Source organism: Streptosporangiales bacterium, assembly GCA_009379955.1.
Taxonomy (GTDB): domain Bacteria; phylum Actinomycetota; class Actinomycetes; order Streptosporangiales; family WHST01; genus WHST01.
Genome location: WHST01000147.1, coordinates 1 through 14853 on the forward strand (window position 1 = coordinate 1; position 14853 = coordinate 14853).

The 14853-nt window shown below is 67.1% G+C and carries 16 protein-coding genes and 2 pseudogenes; 1 reads left to right on the forward strand and 17 read right to left on the reverse strand.

What is annotated here, in order from left to right; genetic code table 11:
* Positions 1–92: 92 nt before the first annotated feature.
* Entirely contained in the window at positions 93–716 is a 624-nt protein-coding gene (locus GEV10_28670; GenBank protein MQA82390.1) for a hypothetical protein, read from the reverse strand.
* A gap of 104 nt (positions 717–820) precedes the next feature.
* Here GEV10_28670 and GEV10_28675 point away from each other — a divergent pair, with 104 nt between their 5' ends.
* Positions 821–1213, forward strand: coding sequence for a hotdog fold thioesterase (locus tag GEV10_28675; GenBank protein ID MQA82391.1), 393 nt, complete (start codon positions 821–823; stop codon positions 1211–1213).
* Here the strand turns inward: GEV10_28675 and GEV10_28680 are convergent.
* From GEV10_28680 to GEV10_28755, 16 genes and pseudogenes are all read right to left on the reverse strand, one after another.
* Complete coding sequence (locus GEV10_28680; protein MQA82392.1) at positions 1210–1797, reverse strand: hypothetical protein; 588 nt, start codon at positions 1795–1797, stop codon at positions 1210–1212. The genes GEV10_28675 and GEV10_28680 overlap by 4 nt on opposite strands.
* A gap of 75 nt (positions 1798–1872) precedes the next feature.
* The gene (locus tag GEV10_28685; protein ID MQA82393.1) at positions 1873–3423 is read right to left on the reverse strand and encodes an AMP-binding protein; all 1551 of its coding nucleotides are present in this window, start codon (positions 3421–3423) and stop codon (positions 1873–1875) included.
* A gap of 3 nt (positions 3424–3426) precedes the next feature.
* Positions 3427–4968: a UbiD family decarboxylase gene (locus GEV10_28690; GenBank protein MQA82394.1), complete on the reverse strand. Its 1542-nt coding sequence runs from the start codon at positions 4966–4968 to the stop codon at positions 3427–3429.
* Between the two features lie 36 nt (positions 4969–5004).
* Positions 5005–5736 carry an ATP-binding cassette domain-containing protein gene (locus tag GEV10_28695; GenBank protein ID MQA82395.1) on the reverse strand — a complete coding sequence of 244 codons (732 nt, stop codon included), beginning with the start codon at positions 5734–5736 and terminating at the stop codon, positions 5005–5007.
* Positions 5733–7547, reverse strand: coding sequence for an ATP-binding cassette domain-containing protein (locus GEV10_28700; protein MQA82396.1), 1815 nt, complete (start codon positions 7545–7547; stop codon positions 5733–5735). The genes GEV10_28695 and GEV10_28700 overlap by 4 nt, the downstream gene beginning before the upstream one ends.
* Positions 7548–7554: 7 nt before the next feature.
* A complete protein-coding gene (locus GEV10_28705; protein ID MQA82397.1) occupies positions 7555–8430 on the reverse strand; it encodes a hypothetical protein in 876 nt (291 codons plus the stop codon).
* Positions 8431–8469: 39 nt separating this feature from the next.
* Positions 8470–9627, reverse strand: coding sequence for an ABC transporter substrate-binding protein (locus GEV10_28710; GenBank protein MQA82398.1), 1158 nt, complete (start codon positions 9625–9627; stop codon positions 8470–8472).
* A 150-nt stretch (positions 9628–9777) separates the two neighbouring features.
* Positions 9778–10513: pseudogene (locus tag GEV10_28715) on the reverse strand (SDR family oxidoreductase).
* A gap of 34 nt (positions 10514–10547) precedes the next feature.
* Complete coding sequence (locus GEV10_28720) at positions 10548–10829, reverse strand: hypothetical protein (GenBank protein MQA82399.1); 282 nt, start codon at positions 10827–10829, stop codon at positions 10548–10550.
* A gap of 9 nt (positions 10830–10838) precedes the next feature.
* Positions 10839–11601, reverse strand: a pseudogene (locus GEV10_28725) (SDR family oxidoreductase).
* 198 nt (positions 11602–11799) lie between these two features.
* Positions 11800–12492: a hypothetical protein gene (locus GEV10_28730; protein MQA82400.1), complete on the reverse strand. Its 693-nt coding sequence runs from the start codon at positions 12490–12492 to the stop codon at positions 11800–11802.
* Positions 12493–12771, reverse strand: a complete 279-nt coding sequence (locus GEV10_28735) for a phenylacetic acid degradation b (protein ID MQA82401.1) — start codon at positions 12769–12771, stop codon at positions 12493–12495.
* Entirely contained in the window at positions 12768–13079 is a 312-nt protein-coding gene (locus GEV10_28740; GenBank protein ID MQA82402.1) for a DUF59 domain-containing protein, read from the reverse strand. Before GEV10_28740 ends, GEV10_28735 begins: the two co-directional genes overlap by 4 nt.
* On the reverse strand, positions 13070–14008 hold the full coding sequence (locus GEV10_28745; GenBank protein MQA82403.1) for a phenylacetic acid catabolic family protein: 939 nt from the start codon (positions 14006–14008) through the stop codon (positions 13070–13072). The genes GEV10_28740 and GEV10_28745 overlap by 10 nt, the downstream gene beginning before the upstream one ends.
* On the reverse strand, positions 14005–14481 hold the full coding sequence (locus tag GEV10_28750; protein MQA82404.1) for a dehydratase: 477 nt from the start codon (positions 14479–14481) through the stop codon (positions 14005–14007). Before GEV10_28750 ends, GEV10_28745 begins: the two co-directional genes overlap by 4 nt.
* Before the next feature lie 70 nt (positions 14482–14551).
* Positions 14552–14853 (reverse strand): UbiX family flavin prenyltransferase (locus tag GEV10_28755; protein MQA82405.1); only part of this gene is annotated, 302 nt, incomplete at its 5' end.

Sequence of the window (14853 nt, forward strand, 5' to 3'; positions counted from 1 at the left end):
CCGAGTCCGCCCGGTGGCTGTTCGCTGTGCCTGCGGTCGCCCAGCCACTACCGACAGAAGCCACCCCCGTCATACCGCGCCCCCGTGCTCACCTACCCTACGGCTGGCGTGACTTTTCGTTCCAATGGTCCCGACGGGCCGGCCCCCGGGGTCGCGGCGCGGCGCTGGGACTCCAGCGCGAACTCGTCCTGCTCGAGCCGCGAGACGCCGTACCTCTCGGCAACGATCTCCGCGGTCATGCCCATCGGGATCTGAGTGAACGGGTCTGTCAGCATGAGAAGAGTGCCGTCCACCAACTCCCGGCTGGCCAGCCGCCACCCATCGCGGGCCGCGAATTCGTAAAACGGCATGCGGCTCATAGATTCGTTGCCGCCGACGGCCACAACCTCAGCGCCGCCCCAGCGCAAGCGCTGGGCACCCGACCAGATCGCCTGAAGCCCGCTGCCGCACAGCCGGTTGACGTTGAACGCTGGCACACCGGCCGGAACGCCGGCCGCCACGGCCACGCGCCGCGCGTTGTAGGCGTCCGGGCCGACCTGACCCACCTGGCCCATCACCACCTCGTCGACGTCCTCGAGGCGAAGTCCGCTGCGACGCACCCCCTCGGTCAGCGCCACCGCGCCCAGCTCGTGCGCCGGCACCGACGCAAGGCTGCCACCGAAGCTCCCGATGGCGGTTCGTGCGCCGCCGAGCACCACAACATTGTCCGCATCCATGAGTTTCACTCTTGACTATATACCTGCGTTTGACAATAGTGATCAGTGACACTAAGAAAGGGGATAGCGTGACAGAATGTCAGGTGCTCTGGCCGAGCGATCGGATGGGGCCGTTCAACGACTGGCTCGGGTTCGTCTTCGAGGAGGCCACCGGCGAACGGGTGGATGCGGTGTGGACAGTGCGGGAGGAGTTCCTGCAGCCCTTCGGCATCCTTCACGGCGGCATTCACTGCAGCATCGCTGAGGCGTTGGCCAGTCTAGGTGGCTCGATCTGGTTCGGCGACGCTGGCCGGGTCGTCGGTGTCACCAATTCGACGGACTTCTACCGAGCGATCAGCGCGGGGGCGTTGCGGTCAGTGGCTGTGCCGGTGCACCGTGGCCGAGTCCAGCAGGTATGGGACGTCAAGACTCACGACCAAGCCGAGGGCCGACTCATCGCCCGCGCTCAGGTCCGCCTGCAAAACCTGCCGCACCGCGACCATGGCGTGACCAATTAGCGAACATCCGGCGGCAACGCCGCGATCTCGCTGCCCACATTGGGGTTGCCGTTCTCGACCTGCTTGATCAGGTCCTCGATCCATGTCAGCTCGATCTGCACGAGTTCCAGGGTGTTCTCCAAGAGCCGGATCTGCCACCAGAGCAACCCCGGGTGCTGGCTGCGGGAAGCATCCGCGAAGCGGACCAGCCGGGCCTGCCACCTCTCGCGCTGGGCAAGCAGGTCCTGACGCCGGGCCACGAGGGCTTTCAGCTGGTGCTCATGAGAGGTCTTACCGAAGAAGAACATCCGCAGCCGGAACTCGTCCTTCGTCCAGCGCTCCTGCAGAGGCGAGGACAGCCAGTCGTCGACGACCGCGACCCCGCTCTCGGTGGCGCGGTAGAGCCGCTTGTCGGGCCGCCGCTCCTGTCGCTCGGTGCGCGCGGTAATGAGTCCCTCAGTCTCCAGTGCTTTCAGCTCCCGGTATATCTGGCTGTCCGAGGCGTTCCAGACCACGCCGATGCTGCGATCGAAGATGCGCTTGATGTCGTAGCCGGACAACTCTCGGTAGACGAGCAGGCCTAGGATCCCCTCACGCAGCGCCATGGCGTTGCCCCTGCTCTCGTCTCGATCCGTCCGACGGCATACGCCTAAATTCTACCCGCCCACAGCTCGCGGTGCTCACGTGCTAACTTCCTCGGACTGGCGCTCGCTGTACAGCGTCCGCAAGTCGTCGAGGCGCACCTTGCCTCGATCGGTGTAAGGAAGATCCTCAACCACGACGATCTCTCTGGGCAACTTGTAGGCCGATACCACGCTCGCGCAGTGCTTCAGCAGGTCCGCCGCACTGGTCGGCTCCCGCAGGGAGACGAAGCTGACGACCTCCTCGCCGTAGATCGGGTCCAGTACGCCGACCGTGGCAGCGTCCCTGATCGCTGGGTGCTTGCACAAGGCCTCGTTGATCTCCGCTGGCGCAATGTTCACCCCACCGCGGATGATGATGTCCTTGGCGCGGCCGACGATCGTGAGGTAGCCGTCCTCGACAACGCCCAAGTCGCCGGTGTGGATGGCCTCGCGGTCCTCCAGCGGCTCCTCCACACCCGGCCTCACGACGTATCCCCACGCCGCCTGCGGGCCGCCAGTGACGATCTCGCCCTCCGAGCCCGGCGGAACCGCCCGGCCCTCGACTTCAATGCGCAAGCGCTGTGAGGCGGTCGGGAAGCCCACGGTGCCAAGCCGACGGTGACCTGCTCGGTTGCCGGCCATCCAGCCGGCCTCGCTCATGCCGTACATGGTGAGGATCTCCACCCCGTACCTCGCCTCGAACTCGAGCTGGCGCTCCAGGGAGAGCGCCGCGGTGCTGCTGGTCAAGTGGCGCAGGTGTGGGTGGTCGGCCCCGCTGAACTCGACCGGCTCGGCCAACAGCATATTGATGGCGGTCGGGACGCTCACCGCCACGGTGATCCGGTGGTCGACGACCCAGGCGAAGTAGCGCGACCGGGAGAACGTTCTCGCCAGAACGAGGGTGGCACCGGCCAGCAAGGTCGCGGCCAGGGACAGCCCCTGCGGGGAGAGCCAGGTCAGTGCCCGGAACTCCAGGATGCGGTCGTCGGGGCGAAGGTCGTTCAGCTCGGCGCCGGCCCAGCCCATGTAGAAGTAGCTTTCAAAGGTGTGGACCACGCCCTTCGGGGTGCCGGTGGTGCCGGAGGTGAAGATGACGAGCGAGCGGTCACGGCGGTCAACATCGAGCACACGGTCGGTCGGGGCGAGACCAGCGGCGTCCGGCACGAAGAAGGCATCGTCGTGCGCGCCGTACTCCACCCGGCTCACCCCGTCTGGCAGCGCGGCAAGCTGCTCGTGGACGGTGTGCCCCGCGTTGACGAAGACCAGTCTCGGCGCCACGGTTGCGAGCACGTGCTCGAGGTTCTTCTCCCCGACCGTGGTGTTCACCGGGCAGAGGACAACGCCGTACCGCATTACCGCCACGTGCAGCACCGCTTCCTCGAGGCTGTTCTCCGAAAGCACTGCTACCCGGTCCCCTGGCCCCACGCCGTGCTGCTCCAGCAATGCCGCGATCCGCCGGCAGGCGTCCAGCAGCTCTGCGAAGGTAAACTCACGCCCGGAGTCCGCGTCCACGACCCACGCCTGATCCGGCCGTTCGGCGGCGCGCCGCTCGACCACCGAGGCCAGGGTCTCGTAGTCAGGAAGCAATCCCTCAGCCACCGTGGTCACGGCTCACAGTCCCTTTGCAGCTAGACGCTCCAGCCACTGACCCGCCTGTTCGCGGCGGATCGAGGCGACCGCGTCGGTGCCGAAGAAGGTGGCCGGGTCGACAGCGTCGATCGGGTACGTCGGCCGGTCGAACGCGTCGCGGTAGGCGAACGGTGCCGTGGCGTCGATGCACACCCCTCCGGGGAAGCGGATGTTCGACGCGGTCCAGTCTGCCGCGCCGGCAGAGGCTCTGTCACCGGGCTGGAAGGTCTGCCCGACTCCGCCTATCGCGACGCGGTGGACGTCGGTGGCCGGATTGACCCGCGTGGTCGCCGCCCAGACCACGTCATTGAGGTCGTAAATGTCGATGTCGTCGTCGACGGTGATGGCGACCCGCATTCCGCGCGAGGCCGCAAGGATGGTGTCCATGATGTTGATCTGAGCGCCCTCGTCGCGCTGGCGGCGCTTCTTCACCTGGAAGACCGCGCCGCCCCACTCGGTCATGGCCCAAGGAACGTGCACGTCGGTGACCAGCCCCGGCTCGATCCGGTCGGCGAGCTCGAGGAGTGCAGCCTCGCGCGGGATGACGCAGGCGTTGTGCACCTCCTGCATGTGCACACCCAGCGCGTGGTAGATCGGCCGGTCAGCGCGGCGGGTGATGGCTGTGGCCGTGAACTTGTAGGTCCGGTAGGCCTTGCCCATGTATCCGGCCCATTCCGGGTGGAAAGGGTGCTGGCCCTGCGCGTTGTCCTCCTCCGCCAGCGGGCTCTCCCACACCTTTTCCTCAGTGTCGAGGTAGCCCTCGATGACGATCTCCGACTCGGCTATCGCCAGCGCATCCACAGTCTTGGCCCTGACCACGTCAACCGGGAAACCCTGGAACGCTCCGGCAACGCCCAGCTCATCGGAGCCCTTGGGCAGCAGCAGATAGTCGAAGGCAGAGCTGGCGGTGATCGTGACCGCCGGCGGCACCCCGATGTTGATGGTCATAGGGACGCGTTCCTTGCGGTAGAACTCCGTCGCGATCATGTCGCCATGCGAACCGGGTGAGATCTGGAAGGAGGAGAAGTCCTTGCCGCGGAAGTTCATCCGGTTGAAGGCGATGTGACTGCCACCCCAAAAGTGCCGGCCGGTCACGCATGTGATGCCACCGCCCAGCGTCCGGCCCGGGTCCTCGAAGGTGTGCGAGACCATCGGGACTTCACGCCACACGTCGACATCATCGGTGATGACGACCTCCTGAACCGGTGCGCTCTCGACCAGCCGCGGTGCTACCGGCTGCGTCAGCGCCCGCTGGAAGCGCCGCTTGAGCTCGCGGGGGGAGTCGCACGGGAACAACTTGGTGAGAATGTCCTCGCGGGCGATGACGTTGGTGACGATCCGGTGGTCCGGATAGCCCTTAACGTCGTTGAACAGCAGCCCCGGTCCACCGTCGAAGTGCTTCTGGAGCGCGATCACCCCGACGTTAGGGTCCACGGCTTGGGCCGACTCCAGCAGCTGGCCCTTGCTGCGCAGGAAGTCGATGGTCTCGCGCAGGCTTCGGGCCGGTTCGCGGGTCTGGGACACGTGCTCAACTCTCTTCGTTGGTGGTGGTGACGGTGCTCAGGTCGTGGCGCCGAGGTAGGCAGCTCTTATCGCAGGGTCCTCGGCGATCTCGCTGGCGGCCCCGTGCGCGACGACGGAGCCGGTCTGCATGACATAGGCCCGGTCAGCCACGCTGAGCGCGAGCGCCGCGCTCTGCTCAACCAGCAGGATCGAGAGCTCAGCGGACTCCGCAAGCTCCTTGATCACTTCGTAGATGCGGCTGGTGACAATCGGGGCAAGACCGAAGGACGGCTCATCGAGGACGAGCAATGCCGGCTCCTGTAGCAACGCGCGACCGACCGAGACCATCTGCTGCTGGCCTCCGCTCAAGGTGCCCGCCAACTGGCCGCGCCGCTCGGCCAGGATCGGAAACATTTCGTAGGTGCGAGCCAGAAGCTCATGGCGACGGGCCGGTGGCACGCTGCGCCGGCGGTGGAAGAACGCGACTCTGAGATTCTCCTCCACCGAGAGCCTCGGGAACAGCCGCCGACCCTCGGGCACCAGTGCGATGCCCCGGCCTGGGCGCTGATCGGCCCGGATGGTGCGCAGGTCGACCCCGTCGTGGTGCATGGTGCCGGAGAAGACGTCGGTGAAGCCACACAAGGACTGGACCAGCGTGGTCTTGCCTGCGCCGTTGGCACCCAGCACGCAGACCGTCTCGCCTCTTCCCACCTCGAGGGACACCTCGCGCAGAATCTGGATTGAACCGTACCCCGCGACCAAGCCCCGCACCTGGAGGCCCCGGCTCACGAGGCCACCCCCGTCCCGAGATACGCCGTGATCACAGCAGCGTCGTTGATGACCTCCGCCGGCGTACCGGTGGCCAACATCCGGCCCGCGTCCACCACCACGGTGTGGTCACAAACGCGTTGGACCAGCCGCATGTCGTGCTCAACCAGCAACAGGGCGATGCCGTGGTCGTCGCGCAGCGACTCCAGGCAGTCGGCGAACTCGTCGATCTCCGGGTCGGTGAGGCCTGCGGCCGGCTCGTCAAGAAGCAGTACACGCGGTTCGGAGACCAGAGCTCGCGCGACGTCGAGCATCCGAAGCTGACCGGCCGACAGCGACTTGGGCGTGCTGTGTGCCAGGTGCGCCATGCCGACCATGTCCAGCGCGGCCAGGCACTGCGCGGCCACCCGGCGCTCCTCGGCTCGGGTGGCGCCGGGCACGAGCGCCCGGGCGAAGCCGGATCGCGTGGTCCGGAACGTGCCAAGAGCGACGTTCTCGATCACGCTCAACGCTGGCGCGAGGTCAACGAACTGGAAGGTGCGCGACATGCCGAGATAGGCCCTCCGCCGCGCGTCCAGCGAGGACACGTCCGCGCCGTCCAGTGTGATGCGCCCCTGGCTCAGCTTCTGAAGGCCGCTGATGGCATTGAGCATCGTGCTCTTGCCGGCGCCGTTGGGACCGATCAGACCCGTGATGCGCCCCGACCGGACCTCAAGGGAGACCTCGTCGACCGCGCGCAGACCCCCGAACCGGACGGTGACCCCAGAGACCTCGAGCACGCTGGAGGCGACCCGCCGGACCGGGAGCCTTACGGCGGCCGGGGCCGCTCCCGCTCCCGTCGACAGGCTGCGCGCGGCGAGGGCACCCTGCGCGCGCTTGAGCAGTTGGACCAGTCCGCCGGCTAGGCCAGAGCGCAGCCAGAGAAGCACCACCACGAGGATCACGCCCTGCGTGAGGACCTGGTAGTCGCGCAGCGGCGCAGCCACCTCGGGCAGCCCACGGATGAACAGGGCGCCGACCGCAGGTCCCCAGCCGGTACCGAGCCCGCCCGCAACGTTCATCACCAGAAACTGCACGCTCTGGTTGAGTCCGGCAACCTCGGGCGAGACGTACTGCTGGTAGACCGCGAAGAAGGAGCCAGCGACGCCGGCGATGGCGGCGCTGAGCGTGAACGCGCGCAGCCGTACGCCGAAGACAGGCACACCGAAGACTCGGGCCGCCGTCGGCATCTCCCGGGTTGCCGTGAGCGCGCGGCCCATCCGCGTCCTGCCGAACGAGGTCGCCGACCAGATCAGCAGGGCCAGGACGACGGCTACGACAAGATAGAGGTTGGCGTCGGTGCTGGGCGTCTGGCCGACCAGGTTCCGATTGACCCCGGCCAGTCCCGCCGCACCGCCCAAGCTGGTGTTGCCTCGCAGCACCGAGGCCAGGATAAACACCGCACCCAACGTGGCGACGCTGAAGTAGTAGCCGCCCACCCGGAGAAAGACCGCGCCGAGCAGCAGCCCCAGGACGGCAGCTACCGCGGCGCCGGCGGCCACCAGCACCAGCGCCGGTGTGGTGAACGAGTGCTGGGAGATAACCGCGGCCGTGTAGGCGCCCGCACCGAAGTAGACCCCGTGGCCGAGGCTGAGCAAACCCGCCCGACCGAATGCGAAGTCGACGCCGATCGCGGCCATCGCGTAGCAGGCGATGGCGATGCCAAGGCCGAGGATGTAAGGCGACCCGTTGATCAGCGGCCAGGCGAGCAACAAGGCGCCCGGCACGAGCACCGTGAGCCGTCGGACCAGGTGCGCGGCAGACGCGCGCGAGGTGGGGTTCACGGTGTCCATCTCCTTCTCAACTCTCCGCCGCGAAGGCACGCAGGAACCGGATCCGCGGCGCACACAGCACCACCATGACGAGGAGCGAGAACGTCACGACGTCGACGTAGGTCGTGGTGATCAGGTAGGCGCCGTACGCCTCGACCTCGGCGAGCAGCAGCCCGACCAGCGCCGCGGCGAGGATCGACTGCCCGCCGACCAGGGCCATCACGACGAACCCGCGCAGCGCGAGCCCCAGCCCCTGGGTGAAGTCGGCGAACAGCAGCGGCACCGCGAGTGCCCCGGTGGTGGCGGCGATGAGGCCGGCAACCCCTGCGCTCATCACCTTCATCCGCAGCACTGGCACGCCAACCATCTGGGCGGCTTCGGCGTCCTGGGACATCGCAGAGATGGCCTTGCCAGTCGCGCTGCGCTCGAAGAACAGCCAGGTGAGGGCGACCAGCCCGACCACGACCGCGACGAGCACAAACAGCTGCAGGTCGACCTTAGTGCCACCTATCGTGGTGCTGCCCGAGATGATCGGGGCGCCGGTGCGAGGATTGGCGCCGAACACGACGTACGCCCCCCCTGCCAGAATTAGCGCGAATCCTACGGTCGCGAGCAAGCGGATGGGTGGTGAGGCTTTGACGAGTGGCCGCAGCACCACACGTTCCTCGGCGACGCCGAGGGTCGTCCCCACGGCTGCAGCGAGCGACACCGCGAGGAGCACGGGCCAGCCGGTCCCAGTTGCACCCGCATAGAGAAGCGCACCCACGATGTAGAGGTCACCCTGTGCGAGGTTGACCGTGCCGGTCGCCCGGAAGATCAGCACAAGCCCCACGGCGATCGAACCATAGAGCACGCCCGACGGGATGGCCCCGATTGCCAGATTCAGCGCTTGACTCAGGTCCATGGCGGTCCCTTCCGGTTGATGGGTCTGGATCCAGCAGTCTCAGCCGACAGGGTCCCAGCCGGTGCCGTTCCACTTGACGATCTCAACCTGGTCCGGGTCGGTCCCACCCACGTGGTTGTCGCTGCTGAATGAGAACACGAAGTTGAAGGCGGCGACCGGGTCACCGGACTCCAGCCACTTCTTCAGTTCCTTGCCCGAGGTTGACTTGGTCGCCTTGACGGCGGTGAAGGCCGTCTGCGCGGCGTCGGCCGCTGCGAACGCATTGAAGTCGGCCTTCTTCTGCGTCGCCTTGAGGTAGTCAGCGCTGAACGTCTCGATGAGCGCCTTCTGGTCCGGGTTCTCCTCGGTCGGCGCGAACGCCTTGGTCCCGGTGAAGTAGAGGTCCGCCGGCACGGCGTCAGCCGGGACGAGCCCCATCAGGCCATAGGAGAGGTTGGAGTAGTTCAGCAGCACCGGTACATCGAGACCCGAGCGGGCGATGTCACGCAGGATCGTCGCGACGACGGCACCGGTAGACCACACGAAGACAGCGTCGACGCCGTCGGCCTTCAACTTGGCAACCTGTGCTGTCACATCGCGAGCAGCGACGTCGAAGGTCTCCGCGGACAGCTGGACCTTGCCGCCGAGGCTCTCGGCGTCCTTGGCCGCGGCGTCATGCGCGGTCTGGCCAGTCTCGTCGTTGCCGGTGAGCATCCCGATCTTGGAGAACCCCTGACCCGACAGGAACTCGAACCCTTTGGTGATGGCATACTCGGCCGGCACGGCCGACTCGAACACCGTCGAGTCCGCGTTTGGAAAGGCGTGCGGCGTCGCGGTCACCAAGAGCTGGTCCGCACGCTCGGCCAAGGAGCTGACCGCGTTGTAAGTGAGCCCGATGTGCGGGCCGAGCATGAGATCAACCTTGGGGCTGAGGCTCCGGTAGCAGCTGATCGACTTCTCCGCGGTGCTCTCGTCGTTGCAGACCTCGAGCTTGATTTCGCGGCCGTTGATGCCGCCGTTGTTGTTCCACTCCTCGACGACGACCTTGGTCGCCTCCAGGAACTGCTCGCCCGCGACGGAGCCGAAGGCGCCGGTCTCGGGGACGATCAGCCCGACCTCGATGGGGCCGCTGCCGTTGTCGCCCGCGTCGCTCTGGGCGCCGCACGCCGCGAGCAGGAGCAGGGCCGCACCGGCCGCGAAAGTGGATGGAATCCGCATGGTGACCTCGATCGTGTAGAAGGGCAGGGAACCTGAGACTCTGGATGAAGTTAGTTGTGACTGCAGTCACTGTCAATAGCAGTTAGTTGGATTAGTTCACAACTCGCCTGGTCTCCGCCTTTTCTAATTGTCGGCGAGGACCCGACGGGGTCAGATCGAAAGCCCGCCGTCGACTGGCAGGACGACTCCGGTCACATAGCCCGCCTCCTGGCTGGCCAGGAAAGCGGCGTCGAACATCTCCGCCGGGTCCCCGAAACGGCCCCAGGGGCGTCGCCTGCTCGAGTTCGTGCCGCTTCTCGTCCGGGATGGCGGCGATCATCCGTGTCATGGCGTTGGGCGAGATGGCGTTGACGGTGATGCCGAACCGACCGACTTCCCGGGCCACCGTCTTCGTGAAGCCGATAATCCCGGCCTTTGCGGCGGCATAGTTGGCTTGGCCAACGTTGCCCCGCAGCCCGGAGAAGGACGTCACGTTGATGATGCGGCCGTAACCGGCCTCTCGGAACAGCGGCGTGCACGCTCGGGTCATGTTGAACGTGCCCCCCAGGTGCACATCAAGGACCGAGTGCCAGTCGGAGTCCGAGAGTCGCCACACCACCCCATCGCGAAGGATGCCGGCATTGTTGACCAGCACCGAAGGGACGCCGACCTCCTCCGCAATCCTCGCGACCACTCCGGTCACCGCCTCGCCCGACGAGACGTCGGCGCAGAACGGCAGCCCGCCGATCTCGGCAGAGGCCGACTCCACCTCGCCAGCGTCGAGGTCGACCATCGCGACCCTGGCGCCGGACCCGACGAACCCTCGGCACAGCTCGAGGCCGATGCCTTGTGCAGCTCCGGTGACGACCACGGTCTGGCCGGTGAAGTCGTAGGTCACGTTCGGCATGCAGAGCCTCCTGATTGGCGACGGTGAGCGGCCCTCACAAGGGCGACACTTTCTGAAATGTCCACGCGTGGGCACGCTTCACCACAGCGCCGGGCGTGGCCTCCTCCGACCAGCCGGGGTCGACCGCGCCGCGCCACTGGGTGATCAGCACGACTCGGTCGGGAGGGGCCGCCCATACGTCGGCCTGCTCGCAATCCGGGTAGCTCTCCGCGCTCCTTGCCACGGACCGAGCCCACTCGCGCGTGGCGTTATGCTGCTCGGGCGCGACGCGCGCCTCCCACATGCGCGCCACAAGCTCCCGGTCTTCGCCCGCCATCGTTGGCGCTCACGTGGTGGTCCGCCCGCCGTCGACGACGATGCTCTGCCCGGTCACATACCCTGCGGCGGGACTGACCAGCCACACCAGCGTGGCGGCCAGTTCCTCGAGCTCGCCGGTGCGCCCGAGCAGAGTCCGCTGGACCTGACCGTCGAGGTAGCCGGGTTGATAGGCCTCGCTGATCTCGGTGACGAAGAAGCCAGGGACCAGTGCGTTGACGCGGATGCCCTTGCGGACGCCCCACTGGGCGGCCAGGTCGCGCGTCACTCCGAGCAGGCCTGCCTTCGAGGCCGCGTACGCCGCTTGGGGGAGTCCGGTATGAACGAGTCCGACGATGCTTGAGACGTTGACCACCGCCGAGCCCCGGCCCATGACTCGCCCACATGCCTGGGCCATGTAGCAGCTGCCTGACAGGTTCACGTCGATGACCCGCTGGAAGTCGGCCGGGGGGCTCCCGGGTCGCCGGGGCGGCAGTGCCGATGCCGGCATTGTTGACGAGGATGTCGACCCTGCCGAGCTCCTCCACCGCCCGCTGCACCACCGCGCTGCAGGCCTCCGGGTCCGCCACGTCGGCCTCGACGGCCACGCACCGACGTCCGGTCCGGGACACTGACGCCTGCACCTCGCCCAGGCGGTCGACCCGGCGCGCGGCGATGACCACGTCAGCGCCGAACTCGGCCAGGGCGTGGGCGAAGGCCACTCCGAGCCCCGAGGAGCCCCCGGTGACGATGGCCACCTGACCATCGAGCCGGAACAGATCACTGATGCTCATCGCTTTCTCCGATTTTCTGGGTCGTACGGCCGCTCGCTATTGTCGGTCTCGCCGGCGCGCAGGTAGGCGAAGCTGGTGCGGCACCGCGTGCACCTGGCGGTGGCGTCACTGGGCCCGGTCCCGAACACGGCGAGGATCTCGACCTCACCGCTGCCGCAGGCGGGACAGACCACTTGGCGCGGCAGGACGTACACCTGCTCAGCCCGCCTCGGCGACATGCGCAAGCGAGACCGGCTTACGCGTCAGGAAGGTGTGCAACCCCGGCGGGATCGCCTGTGCAGCTCGCTGCGTGGCGCGGTCGGCGCCCGTCGGCGCGACAGGGATCTCCACGTCCGGCACCCGCATCGTGACGTCGGCAAACAGGTCCAGAGCTTGGGGGTGTCGAGCCGCCGCCCAGGCCAGTGCTGGCTCACCGCGGCGACTGAGGCATTCGCGCACGGCATCCGGCTCTGCGCGACGCACGACGTCGAGCCAGCCCAACTCGTAGTCGAGATGAAAGCCGCTCACCTCCACCACACGCCTGATCAACCCGGCCAATTCAGCGTCTTCGGCGGTCTCTGAGCCGTCGCCGAGCAGAAGTGAGGCGTCCGCGCGGAGCAGAATCTCGGCGAACAGACTCCCGACGACCAGATCGGCCCACGAGGTAGGCGCTGCGTCGAGGAAGGGGGCTGAGGCGATCTCGTCCGCGGACCGCGACTCGAAGTCGGTGTCGGTGTCGAGCTGCTCGAACATCCCGCTGACCAGACCGAAGGCCTCCTGACCCATTCCGGCCAAGGCGCTGAAGTCGGCCAGAGCGCGGGAGTTAGGGATCGAGGCCATGTACCAGTGCCCCAGGACCCAGGCCGTGTCTGCAATCTCGAGCTTGAGCGCCCGTCGTACCTCTGAGTCCACTCAGACCACCTTCACCTTCACCTTGGAGTCAGCCTCGGTCAGGGTCACGAACCCGGAGTGAGGAGCAATGCACATCTCTATGAGCGCGGGCCGTGAGAAGACCCAACGGGCCCGCGACATCGCGATGGCCTCGTTGGGGGCGGAGACGCTGCCGATGTGAGTCAACGCCGTGTTGTGGTCGCGGCGTCCGAAGACCTCGAACCGGATCTCCTCTGCGAAGATCTCGTGCTTGCTCTTTGCCTGTTCGGCCGCGGCCCGGACCGAGTCGATCATCGTCACAGTTGCACTCCGCCTTCCGCCAGGAGTTTGCGTCCTTCGGGGGTGACCCCGCTCTTAGACCAGGGCTCGGCCCAGGTCACCTGCACCGCGACGCTGTCTACGCCTGGCATCGAGTCGAGCTCGGCGCTGATGTCGTCGGCCATCACGGCCTTGGCGGGACAGGCGACACATGGCAGGGCGAGCTGCACGTCGAGCCGTCCGTCGTGGATCTCGGCCTGCCGCACCATCCCCAGGTCGCCGATGCCCGCGGGCAGGTGCGGCTCGGGGATGGCTCTGAGGCGTTCGCGGACCAGCTCGGTCACGTCCATAGGGCCGTACCCCAACGCTCGCCCTGGAGCATCGTGAGACCGGGGATCTTCTCGGGGCCGCCGCGCTTCCACTGTGCGAACTTGGTCGGCCAGTCGACGGTGTTCTCGAAGTCCCAAGTGCGAGACTCCTCGTCGAACATGATGGGCAGCTGGTACGTCAGCCTGCAGCTGCCGTCCGCCTCCTTAACTGCGGGGACCTCGACGCCGATGGACTGCGCGTAGGGGATAACCTCCTTGAGCCATTGCTCGCGGAGCCCGTCGTTGCTCGCGCCGCGGATGCGGAAGGTGAGCTGCCCGGTCCGCTTCTTCTGGTCGTCGGTGGTGCCGAACCATTCGGCGGCGAGCGGGAACATCCAGTCGAAGATCCGCTGCACGCGCGCCCGCATCGACTCGTCCTCGGCGATCAGCCTCTTGATCTCGCGTTGGCCGTGGGCCACGTGGAACTTCTCCTCGTAGTTGACCTTCTGCAGGGAACGCCGGTACGGAGCGAAAGAGCAGTACTGTCCCAGGTCGCGCGTGGTCACGTAGCCGGCCCGGTCGCCGAGCGCCTGCATGCACAGGAACTCGAGATAGTCCGCGCACCCGTGCTCGAGAAGATAGAACGTCCGGAACTGGTGGGGGTCGCGCTGGAACAGAAGGTAGTCCGGGTCCAGCCCGAAGTCCTCGAGCATCCGGAACATCATCAGCGCGTGGCCCATTTCGTCCTGGATGGACGCCGCCACCGCGACCTTGGCCTCCAGGTCCGGCGCCCGCAGCAGCGCGGTGAACATCAACGGCAGGCTCATGGCCTCCAGGTCCGCGGCGATGGAGATTGTCGCGACCAGGACCTCGCGATAGGCCTCCGACATCTCCGACTCGTCCTCGAGGTCCTCACCGGCAGCCATCCGCACGGCCAGCTCGGCGTCGTCAACAACGGCCATCGTGCTCATGCCGGCACCTCCGCTGTGGCGAGAGGGGCGAGCGAACGATAGATCCAGTCCGCGACACACGCCGGCCGGTCCGAGCCCTCGGCCAAGACCTGGACCCGGATGGTGGCGTGGACCGCGCTGCCGCGGTCCTCCAGCGCCACGATCTCGCCGTGACCGCGGACCCGCGAGCCGGCAGGCACGACCGAGGTGAACCGGATCTTGTCGAAGCCGTAGTTGATCGACATCGGCGAGTCCTCGATCGCGAACCAATCCTCGGAGAACGTCGGAAGAAGGGAGAGGAGCAGAAACCCGTGGACGATCGTCGTCCCGAAAGGCCCGCGGGCCGCTGCATCCGCATCGACATGGATCCACTGGTGGTCACCGGTGACGTCGGCGAAGGCCGACACGACCTCCTGCGGCAGCTCCACCCAATCGGTGTAGCCCAGTTCCGTCCCGGTGGCCGAGACGAGCTCGGCGTACCTCTTCACCTGCACTTTGAGACCTCCTTACTGTCGAGTGACGATACTGTCATATGCAGTCACAGGGCCCGTCAAGGGTCCCTTCTCAAGACGGGTCGGGCGAGGCCCAGCGCGGGAAAAGGTCGGCGTCGATCCCGAACTGGTCGAGCACCCGGCCAACGATGTGGTCGAGCAGGGCGTTGATGTCGCTGGGGTTGTCGTAAAAGCCGACGACCGGCGGCAGGACGGTTGCCCCGGCCAGCGTCACCGTCTCCATGTTGCGGATGTGGATGAGGTTCAACGGCATCTCGCGGGTCACCAGCACCAGCGGACGCCGCTCCTTGAGGGTCACGTCGGCTGCGCGCGCTACCAGCCCCTCGGCGTACCCGCTCGCGATCCCCCCCCCCC

What these genes read in the sequence shown, in the direction of transcription:
- GEV10_28705 (MQA82397.1), bottom strand. Translation starts at nt 8,430, where the DNA reads ATGGACCTGAGTCAAGCGCTGAATCTGGCAATCGGGGCCATCCCGTCG.
- GEV10_28675 (MQA82391.1), top strand. Translation starts at nt 821, where the DNA reads ATGGGGCCGTTCAACGACTGGCTCGGGTTCGTCTTCGAGGAGGCCACC.
- GEV10_28745 (MQA82403.1), bottom strand. Translation starts at nt 14,008, where the DNA reads ATGAGCACGATGGCCGTTGTTGACGACGCCGAGCTGGCCGTGCGGATG.
- GEV10_28670 (MQA82390.1), bottom strand. Translation starts at nt 716, where the DNA reads ATGGATGCGGACAATGTTGTGGTGCTCGGCGGCGCACGAACCGCCATC.
- GEV10_28710 (MQA82398.1), bottom strand. Translation starts at nt 9,627, where the DNA reads ATGCGGATTCCATCCACTTTCGCGGCCGGTGCGGCCCTGCTCCTGCTC.
- GEV10_28680 (MQA82392.1), bottom strand. Translation starts at nt 1,797, where the DNA reads ATGGCGCTGCGTGAGGGGATCCTAGGCCTGCTCGTCTACCGAGAGTTG.
- GEV10_28740 (MQA82402.1), bottom strand. Translation starts at nt 13,079, where the DNA reads ATGGACGTGACCGAGCTGGTCCGCGAACGCCTCAGAGCCATCCCCGAG.
- GEV10_28700 (MQA82396.1), bottom strand. Translation starts at nt 7,547, where the DNA reads ATGGACACCGTGAACCCCACCTCGCGCGCGTCTGCCGCGCACCTGGTC.
- GEV10_28720 (MQA82399.1), bottom strand. Translation starts at nt 10,829, where the DNA reads ATGGCGGGCGAAGACCGGGAGCTTGTGGCGCGCATGTGGGAGGCGCGC.